General features: G+C 46.8%; 8 protein-coding genes and 1 pseudogene. 7 read left to right on the forward strand and 2 right to left on the reverse strand.

Annotated features, from left to right (window positions below; all coding sequences use genetic code 11):
* The 7 genes and pseudogenes from BN93_RS09820 to rhuM all read left to right on the forward strand — a co-directional run.
* A pseudogene (locus tag BN93_RS09820) lies at window positions 1–274 on the forward strand (MFS transporter); the annotation flags it as partial.
* Between the two features lie 105 nt (window positions 275–379).
* Window positions 380–1,279 carry an ROK family protein gene (locus BN93_RS09825; protein WP_019188161.1) on the forward strand — a complete coding sequence of 300 codons (900 nt, stop codon included), beginning with the start codon at window positions 380–382 and terminating at the stop codon, window positions 1,277–1,279.
* Window positions 1,280–1,298: 19 nt separating this feature from the next.
* On the forward strand, window positions 1,299–2,141 hold the full coding sequence (locus tag BN93_RS18630) for a glycosyl hydrolase 2 galactose-binding domain-containing protein (RefSeq protein ID WP_232211159.1): 843 nt from the start codon (window positions 1,299–1,301) through the stop codon (window positions 2,139–2,141).
* A gap of 30 nt (window positions 2,142–2,171) precedes the next feature.
* Window positions 2,172–4,100 (forward strand): glycoside hydrolase family 2 protein, encoded by a 1,929-nt coding sequence (locus tag BN93_RS09830; protein WP_019188163.1) that lies wholly within the window; start codon window positions 2,172–2,174, stop codon window positions 4,098–4,100.
* Window positions 4,101–4,447: 347 nt separating this feature from the next.
* Window positions 4,448–5,464, forward strand: coding sequence for a DUF4434 domain-containing protein (locus BN93_RS09835; protein WP_019188164.1), 1,017 nt, complete (start codon window positions 4,448–4,450; stop codon window positions 5,462–5,464).
* Between the two features lie 1,478 nt (window positions 5,465–6,942).
* Window positions 6,943–7,200, forward strand: a complete 258-nt coding sequence (locus tag BN93_RS09840) for a type I restriction-modification system subunit M N-terminal domain-containing protein (RefSeq protein ID WP_019188165.1) — start codon at window positions 6,943–6,945, stop codon at window positions 7,198–7,200.
* Window positions 7,201–7,486: 286 nt separating this feature from the next.
* Window positions 7,487–8,476, forward strand: a complete 990-nt coding sequence (gene rhuM / locus BN93_RS09845) for a virulence protein RhuM/Fic/DOC family protein (protein WP_044260370.1) — start codon at window positions 7,487–7,489, stop codon at window positions 8,474–8,476.
* Window positions 8,477–8,742: 266 nt separating this feature from the next.
* On the opposite strand, the gene BN93_RS09850 is transcribed toward rhuM, so the two are convergent.
* Both BN93_RS09850 and BN93_RS09855 read right to left on the reverse strand, forming a co-directional pair.
* The gene (locus BN93_RS09850; protein WP_009231099.1) at window positions 8,743–9,249 is read right to left on the reverse strand and encodes a very short patch repair endonuclease; all 507 of its coding nucleotides are present in this window, start codon (window positions 9,247–9,249) and stop codon (window positions 8,743–8,745) included.
* Between the two features lie 413 nt (window positions 9,250–9,662).
* Complete coding sequence (locus BN93_RS09855; RefSeq protein ID WP_019188168.1) at window positions 9,663–10,214, reverse strand: hypothetical protein; 552 nt, start codon at window positions 10,212–10,214, stop codon at window positions 9,663–9,665.
* Window positions 10,215–10,920: the final 706 nt, after the last annotated feature.

A 10,920-nucleotide genomic window follows, 5' to 3' on the forward strand; every position in this document is an offset into this window, starting at 1 on the left:
AGGTGTGGCCTTGGTGTCGTTTGCCCTTGTGGGTTACTTCACTTGTGTGTCGTTCACGGCCTTATTCAGTGCCGTCATCAACAGTTTCAACCACGATCACGGCATGCTCTCAGGCATTTTAGGCACAGCTATTGTGGGCGGAGCTTTCATTGGCTGGCTTGTAGGTGCTGTTGGCAACGCATACGGCATGGTTTGGGGCATGGCTGTAAATGTCGTTGCCTTTGCATACGTCATGGCTGTGGCCGTGTGGGGAAAAGGGATGAAGGAGCGTTGACAAGATAAACAGCAACAAAGCAACAAGGCATTTGGCTTTACTCCTTTACTCCTTTACTCCATTACTCCTTTACTCCTCAAAGATTCTCATAAACTTAAAACAACAATGAACAATATCATTATAGGCGTAGACCTAGGCGGAACAAAGATAATGACTGGCGCCATAGATGCAACCGACGGCCGCGTTATCGGCACGCCGATTAAGATTGCCACGCAAAGTCAGCTGCCGAAAGAACAGATTGTGGAGAACATCGCACAGTCTATTAGACAAGTGATGAGTGCCAACGGACTTCAAAAGCAAGACGTTGTGGGCGTGGGCGTGGGTTCTACGGGGCCACTCGACCTCGACCTGGGCTTGGTTTTAGATTGTCCGCAGCTACCCACCATGCAACATTTCGCTTTGCGCGAGGCACTGCAACAGGCCGTAGACTTACCCGTGGCCCTCAACAACGATGCCAATTGCCTGGTATTGGGCGAGGCCGTATTCGGTGCGGCGCGCAACAAACGCACTGTTCTTGGTTTCACGCTTGGCACGGGCATTGGCTGTGCGCTGGTGGTAGACGGCAAAATATGGAATGGTGCCACTGGCACAGCAGGCGAAATATGGTGTTCGCCCCACGGAAAAGGCATCATCGAAGACGCCATTTCGGGACAGGGCGTGGCCAACATCTACAAACAAATAGCCCATACCGACGCCTCTTCGCTAGAAGTTTACCTGCGTGCACAGCAAGGCGAACGTCATGCGCTCGACGCATGGGAAACCTTTGGGCAACATCTAGCCGTGCCCTTAGCCTGGTGCATCAACCTCATCGACCCCGATGTGGTTCTGCTTGGCGGTTCCATTGCCACTGCCCATCCCTTCTTTATGCCTGCCCTGATGCGCAGTTTGCAGGTGCACATCTGTCCGTTGCCCGCCCAACGCACCCCCATCGTTATGGCATCGTTGGCCGACAACGCCGGTTTTGTGGGCGCAGCATGCCTTATGCGCCCCTCGTCTAACCCTTAACCCAAACCCATTTTTGATAATGAGAATAAAGTTTTTGCTCGTATGCCTGTGCTGTTTCACGATGGCGCACGCCGCCAACAACAGCCTAAAAAACGGTAGGCAGTTGCTAACGCAATGGCAAATGCAGTCCACCACGCGCGTGCCACAAGCGGGCAACGTGTTGTCGTTACGCACCTATAAGCCCCAACGCTGGCACAATGCCACCATACCCACAAGCGTATTGGGGGCTTTGGTGAAAGAGAATGTGTACCCCGACCCGCACTTCGACCTCAACGACCTACGCATACCCGATGCCTCCGACGACCTAAACCGCCGATTGGGACTTAGCAAGTACTCGCACATTAAGGGCGTGCCTAACCCCTTTAAGCACCCCTATTGGTTCCGCACGCAGTTCTCCATACCTGCCGGCGAACGCGGAAGGCGCGTGTGGCTCAACTTCGACGGCATCAATTATCGCGCCGACCTTTGGGTAAACGGCAAGCAAGTAGCCAACAAAACGCAGATGGCCGGCATGTTCTTGCGCTTTAAATACGACATAACAGCCCTTGTTTCGGCAGACAAACCCAACGTGGTGGCCGTAAAGATATACCAAGTAGACAACGTAGGCACGCCTCGTCCGGGCTATCTCTTCACCCCTTTCGGGCAGGGTAGAGGTCAAGGAGAAGAGATTTTCAGGGATGTAACCCTCAAATTTATGGCCGGTTGGGACTGTTCGCCCGTGGTACGCGACCGCAACATGGGGCTTTATCAAGACGTGTACCTAACTTACACCGACAACGTGAAGATTGAAAACCCCTACATCGTTACCAACCTGAACCTGCCCGACACCACAAAGGCCAGCATATCCGTGCAAACCGAATAGCGAAACGCAAGCAACAAGCCCCAAACGGGTGTGTTGCGCGGGCGTATCAACCTGCTAAAGGAGATAGACTTCCACACCTATAAAAAGCAGATGCCGGGCCAAATGCCCACCATCGCCTTTGAAAAGCGCGTCACCATACCCGCCGGAAAAACCCTCACTGTTAACTTCTCGCCCGAAGAGTTTGCCCAACTCAACGTGCAAAATCCCCACTTGTGGTGGCCCAATGGCTATGGCTTGCAACATCTTCACCGCCTAGACCTCACGTTTGAAGTGGGCGGTAAGGTGTCCGACACGCAGTCTACCACTTTCGGCATACGCCAAATCACCTCTACTTTAAAGGAACGCGACGGCGAACATGGTCGCATTTTCTGGGTAAACGGCCAGCGCATTTTCTGTCGGGGCGGCTTTATTCAGCCCGACATGCTGCTCGATATGAACCCCAAGCGCATGTACGACGAGGCCCGACTGCTGGCTAATGCCGGCGTAAACATGATTGCCAACGAAGACATGCCCTCGCCCCCAGAGGCTGTTATGGAAACTTACGACAAGTACGGACTGCTGATGTGGGAGGTGTTTTTCCAATGCTGGACCAGTTATCCCGGCGAGCCTTCCTTCAACAATCCCACCGATACGCGCCTTGCACTGCGCAACATGTACGATGTGGTGAAACGCTACCGCAACCATCCCTCGTTGGCACTGTGGTGTATGCAGATTGAAACGATGGTGCGCGAAGAACTATACGTACCTCTACGTGCCTACATTAAGCAGCACGACCCCACTCGCCCCTTCATTGCAACGTCTAGTCATGGTTGGGATGTAGACAAACTTACGCCCTACATCAAGCCCGACCTGCCCACAGGCATGACCGATGAGAACGAACCCGACTACACTTGGTACCCTCATCCCTATTATTATAATAAGGTGTTGGAGGTAAAAGACCAGATGTTTCGCAACGAAATGGGTGTTCCTGCCGTATCTACGCTCGAGAGTATGAAGAAGTATGTGTTCGATTTAGGCAAGGGTCCGCGCAATGCACACTATCCGCTCGATAAGGTTTGGGCCTACCACGATGCTTGGGACTCCATTTGTTGTCCGCCGTCAAGTTACGCCTTCAAACCCTACGACAACGCCATCCGTCAGCAGTTTGGTCAGCCCTCGTCGGCCGAAGACTACATCCGTTGGGCGCAATACATCAACGCGGGCAGCTATCGGGCCATGTTCGAGGCAGCCAATCATCGCATGTGGGACATCACCACGGGCGTAATGCTCTGGAAACTTAATGCAACATGGCCACAGGTGTTGTGGCAAATATACGATTGGTTCCTCAATCCCAACGCAGGGTACTACTATGCAAAGAAGGCATTAGAGCCCTTACACATACAGATGAACGAGCATAACCGCATGGTGAGCGTTATCAACACGATGCACAAGCCACAAACCGACATCACGGTGAACGTGAAAGTGTACGACAACAACCTCAACGTGGCTTGGCAACAAACGGTGCCACAGCGTGCGTTTGATGCCGACTGCTTTACCGAACTGTTTGCCGTGCCCATTCCGCAGGGCGTAAGCAACGTGCATTTCGTTCGCCTACAACTGGTAGACAAGCAAGGTCGCATCGTGTCAGACAATTTCTATTGGCAAACGGCCGACGGCAAAAACGATTTCCGTGAACTAACGCGCTTGCCCAAGGTGCCCTTGAAGTTCGATACGCAAACAACTCAACGCGACGACGACGTGGTGATGACCATTAAGGTGAAGAACCCCTCCACACAGCTAGCCTTTATGCATCGTCTATACATTGCCAAGGGCGAAGGTGGTGCAGAGGTGCTACCCACGATATGGAGCGACAACTTCATCACCCTTTTCCCTGGCGAAGAACGCGAACTTACTGCCACCTTCGCACAACAAGACCTCGATGGCAAACAGCCCGTTTTGGTGTTGGATGAGATGCAATAGGCTCTTTTAAGTAGTAAAGTAGTAAAGTAGTAAGGTAGTAAAGTAGTAAAGTAGTAAGGTAGTAAAGTAGTAAAGAAGTAAAGTTGTAACGCCATTAGCGTTTTGTTGGGGACACTAACTTCCAAGCAAAGTCTCTAACTCGCTAGCTAATAACCATATTAAGGAAATAACAAGAATGCTTGCAACCCTTTTTATAGGCAACTAACTTTACTTCTTTACAGCTTTACCCCCTTAACTCCTCAAAAAGTCCCTTTACATCCTTATTACCTTTACTACTTTACTCCTTACTCCTTTACTACTCACTAGAAAGCATTTGGCTTAACTCCTTAACTCCTAAAAAAAGTTATATGAAAAAGTATTTTTTAGTTTTATTGCTGTCTTTCCTATTCGCCGCATGCGCCAAAGACAGCGGAATGGCATCGCTAGACGAAACACAATATCCCAATCCCGATGCCAAGAAAGCCCTTACGGGTTCGTTCGTTACCTTCTACGACAAAGACAATTGGGCACCATACCAATGGAGCAGTCTGCTAGAAGGCATGAAGAAGATAGGTATGCGTACTGTTATCGCGCAATTCTCTGCACACGACCAACAAGTGTGGTTCGACACAAGCGAAACTTTTGTTACGCAAAAAAGCAAGTATGCCTTGGGTAGATTGCTTGCTGCCGCAGCTGAAAAAGGCATGGAAGTGTATGTTGGCCTTTACTTTGACGAGACTTATTGGAAAAATCAAACTTCCGAAACATGGCTCGACGAGCATGCCAACCGATGCAACCGCATGGCAACAGAGATAAATGCGCTCTACGGCACACAGCCCGCATTCAAGGGTTGGTATATTCCGCACGAGCCCGAACCCTACGCCTACAACACCGAAGAGAAGATGAACCTCTTCAGAACGCACTTTGTAGACCGCATCTCAAACCACTTGCACCAGCTTAACAATAAGCCCGTGGCCATCGCAGCCTTTTGGAACAGCACACTAAGCACGCCCGAACAATTGCAAACCTTCATGTCGCAATTGGCCAAGTGCAACCTTCAAGTAATTATGCTGCAAGATGGCGTTGGCGTTGGACACGTGTTGCTCGACCGCTTAGAAACTTACTACAAGCACGCCGAAACGGGCTTGTTTGGTGATGGTTCTGCCTTTAAGGGCGAATTTTGGACAGACCTCGAAACGTTTAACAGCGACAATAGTCCTGCAAGCATTTCGCGTGTATCGCAACAACTAAACATCGAATTGGCCATACCCCGCATAACGCGTGCCGTATCGTTCGACTATTACTCCAACATGTGTCCCACTGGCCCCTTCGGGCGTAAGGCACAAAAGCTACGAAACGACTATCATAAGTTTATGAAGTTTTGAGTTAGTTCATGAGTTTGTGAGTTTGTGAGTTCATGAGTTCATGAGTTCATTGTTTATCCCCTATCGGCCATCAGAGACCATTTTTTCCACCTTTATCTGATGGCCGATTTTAGTTAAATTGATTACTTATATTTTACAAAACACATTCTATCTACCACTCCTTTCCAGCAAAAATAAAGCTTCAAAAGCAGGCAATTAGCTATTTTTTCAGCCTTATGAATTTCTTTTTCAGTCCATTTTTGAGAAAATCAGCTGCATTTAGCACCATTTAGCCTTGCTAGATTGTCGGCGGTTCGCACTTTTTTCAAGCCCAATTGCCTGTTTTTAGCCTCTAAAATCCCACTTTTTAATGGCCATTTTGCCTTTTTTAGTCCTATTTTAGTGGGTCGGAGGGGTTTTGTTTATACCATTTCAGCGGATATTTATGCGCATCGACCTGCATTTAGCAGCAAATTGCACTGCATTTTGCACCATTTTACCTTGCGTTTAGCACCAAAACGCACTCCATTTAGCATCAAAACGCACTGCGTTTAGCGGCATATTACACTGCGTTTAGCACCAAAACGCACTCCATTTTGCTGAAAATGGCCCCAAAACGGGTGTTAGTGGCGGTCAGTTTAAATAAAAATTCATTTTGCCAGCATTCACAACTAACCCCTTTTTGCATCAAAACCAACCTCCGCGAGAATCGATTTTTTCGGCCCGGCTAACGATTGGCGAGCAAAAACGGCACTCTTAGTGTTAAAGTTCGTACTGAATATTTTACATATCCGCAAAACGAGACCGACGTTTAGCCCACTAACTTGTTGTTGTGAAAAGTAAATAAGGCGATTTGCGGTGTGTCGTTCACTCAGTTGGGGAGACGGCCGGCAACCTCCTCAGCATTGGGTTCACCTACAAGAATAACGAGGAAGTGCCGTGCAAGTCAGCGTTTACCAAGCGTATCGAGGCATGCTACATATACGCCATATCAGCCAACGCTCGTTACTATCGCAAAAAAAACAAACATTATGCGCGTGGTACACGAGACTTAAACAACTATTGCCATCCCCCATTCAGATAACCCCAACCTCACCGAATGGCAATGCAAGATGCTAAGGAAGATAGTTATCAACACGAGTTTCTATTATAACGAGAGGGGAGTTTAGGAAAATATACCCGCGTTGTGGATAAGCCAAAGACTGATGCGACAAATAGTTTGTCTGAATTAAAAATATAGCGACAAAGCCTGTTGTTATGTAAAAAATAATGATTAAATTTGCATACCATCAATACTAACGTTATAAACGTTATAGATGGCCAAAGAGAACTTTCAAAAATGGGATTAGAGTGATATTATATAACCAACAAGATGTAACCACCTATGGCACTGTTAGTGGAGATTGCCCGCCCACTTCTGTTTGATTTCAAAGAGTTGTTGGACGTAGATTATGATACTAATGCCAAGTTCCTAAAATGAAAGATGATAAAAAGAAACAATGGCGAAGAAACAGATAAAGTCCAAGACAATCGAAGAAACGCTTTGGGAAACGGTGAACTATCTGCGCGGTTCTGTCGAGCCGTCAGAATACAAGTATGTAGTGTTGAGTCTCACCTTCCAGAAACGACCTGTTGCAACAGAAGGAAGAGAACAAATTGCAGTTGAAAGAACGTTTTCGTTAAGCCAGATGAACAATGTCGAGCTTGCTCGAACATTGTCATGGCGAGAATTGGAAATCGCCGACACGGAGCTTTGAGCGAAGTGGAAAGGCAAAACGCACTTTTAAAGGAACGAGAAAAGAACGTTTTCGTTAAGCCAAATGAACAACGTCGAGCTAGCTCGAACATTGTCATGGCGAGAATTGGAAATCGCCGACACGGAGCTTTGAGCGAAGTGGAAAGGCAAAACGCACCTTTCGAGGAACAAGAAAAGAACGTTTTCGTTAAGCCAAATGAACAATGTCGAGCTTGCTCGAACATTGTCTTGGCGAGAAAACGCACTTTTAGAGGAACTGGAAAAGAACCATTTAATTCATTTAGACTATGCACTCGAATAATCAAATTGTGATATACCAGTCTGAGGACGGACAGACACAGGTGGATGTACGCCTGGAGAACGAAACGGTGTGGCTTACACAGCAACAAATTGCGGAGTTGTTTAATACAAAACGCCCGGCAATAACCAAGCACTTGAAGAATATCTATGCATCCGAAGAGCTTGACGAAACGAGCACATGTTCCATTTTGGAACACGTGGGTAATACAGGAAAGCAAACTTATCGCACAAAGTATTACAATCTCGATGTCATCATTTCTGTTGGCTATCGGGTTAACAGCAAAAACGCCACGCGTTTCCGTCAGTGGGCAAACACGGTGTTAAAGCAATATCTCATCAAGGGCTATGCCATTAACGAGCGTATGCGCAAGGAGCAGATTGGCGAGTTGCGCCAACTGGTTGGTATGCTTGGGCGCACCATTCAGCACCAACCGCTATTGTCTAACGACGAGACCGATGCATTGTTTAAGGTGGTGACAGATTATACTTACGCTCTGGACACCCTCGACAACTACGACTATGAGCGACTTACTATCAATAAGACCACAAAAGAAGAGCCGTTCCATGCCACCTACGATAATGCAATGGAGGCTATCAAAGGGTTGCGCGAGAAGTTTGGCGGCTCTGTTCTCTTTGGCCATGAGAAGGACAATTCCTTTAAAAGTTCTATCGGGCAGATATACCAAACCTTTGGCGGAGAAGAACTCTACCCCAGTGTGGAAGAGAAAGCAGCCATGCTACTCTACCTTGTTACCAAGAACCATTCGTTCAGCGATGGCAACAAGCGCATTGCCGCCACGTTGTTTCTTTGGTTCCTCAACGGCAACCATATCCTCTATCATCCCGACGGCAGCAAGCGCATAGCAGACAGTACCCTTGTTGCGCTCACGCTGATGATTGCCGAAAGTCGAACAGAAGAAAAGGATGTTATGGTGAAAGTTGTGGTTAACCTGATAAACAAAAACAACTATGAGTAAAGCGGAGCATAAACGTTTAGGCGATTTTATCAGAGAGGTGAATGTTCGTAATCGGGAGTTGAAGTAGCTTATAGCTCCCAATTTCCAATTGGTTCATTCCAAAACCATTTCCTTGCCGACTATAATTATACGATATAAACCCGTTGGTGGAATCAAATCAAATCAACAAATGCAGATAAAAAGTTGCACATGTCGTTTGTTTTTAGTGACTTAACCCATTGGCGGAATTCAGAATGCCCTAAATTAATTACGCCAACGGGGTTTTATTATAAATAACCTCTTCGTTCTTCGGCCGCCATCATTGGCTCGTCTTCATCGGGGTGGGGTAGTGCATAGCGTTGCTGGTAGTCGGTTAGCAAGATGTGGTTAAGTGTGTGGGCAAGGGCTTGCAACGTGTTTTGGCGGAGCGAAGGGCGCAGTTGGCACTCCCAAACCACTAGGCAATGCCAGCCCATGCGTGCCAGTTGGCGTTGCGTTTCGGCATCGCGCTGTTGGTTGCGTTTCACCTTATTCTCCCAAAATGGGGTGTTGGTTTTGGGCAAGGTCCATCGTTTGCAGCCTTCGTGGCCATGCCAAAAGCAGCCGTTAACAAAGATGCAGGTGCGGTATTTGCGCAAAACCAGGTCGGGATGGCCTGGCAAGCGGCCGTAGTTTAGTCGGTACCTGAACCCCTGCGCCCACAAATACTTGCGTACGAGCAGCTCTGGCTTCGTGTCTTTCGACTTAATCGAGGCCATGATGCGATGGCGTTGTCGGGGCGTAAACTTGTCCATGAGGCAAAGATAATGAAAAAATACGGATTGTGTGCAGATAAGGAGTGGGATATGAACAGTCGTCTTGTTCTGACATTGAGCTAACAGGGGCTCTAAGAAGGCACAAACTTACGGTTTTACATGGGCTGGCGAGGGCTGGCCAAACACCATGTTTTTTATTTCTAACAAGCGTATGATAGACAATCCAAACGCCCACCTATCAACTTGTGCGATAGGTGGGCGTTAGCTAAATGGTAGGTCAATAAGAGGTGTGCAAAGCCATTGGCCTACCTCGCCTTATGGGCATTTGGCCTTTTGCTTTATGGCTTGTCGGCCTTTGGTTTATGCTTGCGCTTATGGGTTAGTGGCGTTCTGCTTGCACTGGTTGTGAAAAAACTTGCAAACTTACAAACCAACAAGCCCGTAAGCTTAAATCATAAGCCGGCTTTCTCTATTTCCCTATAATCTTTAAAGCTCCTTACGTAGGTGCCATTATGGAAATAAAGGTAGCTTGCATAGTTTATTTCTTTTTGCGATCGGCCGATAAGCGGGTGGTAAAAAGCCTCAATGTACTTTCCCCGCCACTTGGTTTGAAGGGCATCTGTGTCTATCATCAGTATGGGGAAATTCTTATTCACCGCACTAAAGACGTCGTCATAGATGTTTGAGATAACCAACAAGTCGATGTTTTGCCTTTTGCAGATTTCTGAAAGTGCCAAAGGCGACACGCAAAAGCCCGATTTGCAAAATGGAGTGAAATCATATATGATGACCTTTTCGTGCTTTGTAAGGTAGTCTTTTGTTTGTTCTACGCCAATCGCATATATGTTTGAGAAATCGCGAATGTCATCTATTGCACCTTTATAATGTACAACCCGTTCTTGCGCTCTCTTTGATAGATGAGAAAAACCTGACGTCAAGCCCGAGATTTGACAAGATATCAAGGTAAATGACATGATGATTATGCCTGCTATATATGATTTCATACGAAGTTATTTTTTTATTAAGTGTGATACAATGAACGTTTAGGTGTTGCAAAAATAGGTAAATTTTCTCAATGGAACAAAATATAAAAACGTTTTTTTTGCTAGTAGACCTTTGCGGACTTTGGTGTTATGGGTTAAACAACATGCTTATTACGTTCTAATATGGCAGAATTTTCTAGCTGCGTGGAACGAAGGAAGTTGCCTTAAAATGTTTGTTTATCCTTGTTTTAAAGGTAAAAAACGATGTGCCGTTTGCTTGGCAAAATGATACCAATTATTAAATTATACTTTTTACAATTAGTGCAAGTAAGCCGCATGATTTCAACAAAATGCGCATTAATTGGAAAATAACTCTTCTTATTTGCTTGGTTTTATAAATTTATTGCATATATTTGCAGAATGGTTTAACTCTGTGAATGTACTGACAGCTGTACTAAAACAAAATGGGTTTACAACGGAGGCACCATGCGGCCAAGCTTACTAAACATACGGTTGCGTGGGGCATAGGAAAAACTATAATCAACCTAGATAATTATGAAAGTAAGATTTTGGATGTTCACCCTTTGCTTGCTAACCGGATTGAGTTCGGTTTTGGCACAAACAATAACAGTGAAGGGAAACGTCGTAGATGAAAACGGGGAGGCCTTACCTGGCGTAAGCATCATCCCAAAGTCGGCCCCGAAGACGGGCACCGTGTCTAACATAG

The sequence above is a fragment of the Prevotella conceptionensis 9403948 genome, from assembly GCF_000312305.1.
GTDB lineage: Bacteria > Bacteroidota > Bacteroidia > Bacteroidales > Bacteroidaceae > Prevotella > Prevotella conceptionensis.

Coding starts and splice junctions, on each gene's coding strand:
- BN93_RS09825 (WP_019188161.1), top strand. CDS start 380: ATGAACAATATCATTATAGGCGTAGACCTAGGCGGAACAAAGATAATG.
- BN93_RS18630 (WP_232211159.1), top strand. CDS start 1,299: ATGAGAATAAAGTTTTTGCTCGTATGCCTGTGCTGTTTCACGATGGCG.
- BN93_RS09835 (WP_019188164.1), top strand. CDS start 4,448: ATGAAAAAGTATTTTTTAGTTTTATTGCTGTCTTTCCTATTCGCCGCA.
- BN93_RS09840 (WP_019188165.1), top strand. CDS start 6,943: ATGGCGAAGAAACAGATAAAGTCCAAGACAATCGAAGAAACGCTTTGG.
- rhuM (WP_044260370.1), top strand. CDS start 7,487: ATGCACTCGAATAATCAAATTGTGATATACCAGTCTGAGGACGGACAG.
- BN93_RS09850 (WP_009231099.1), bottom strand. CDS start 9,249: ATGGACAAGTTTACGCCCCGACAACGCCATCGCATCATGGCCTCGATT.
- BN93_RS09855 (WP_019188168.1), bottom strand. CDS start 10,214: ATGAAATCATATATAGCAGGCATAATCATCATGTCATTTACCTTGATA.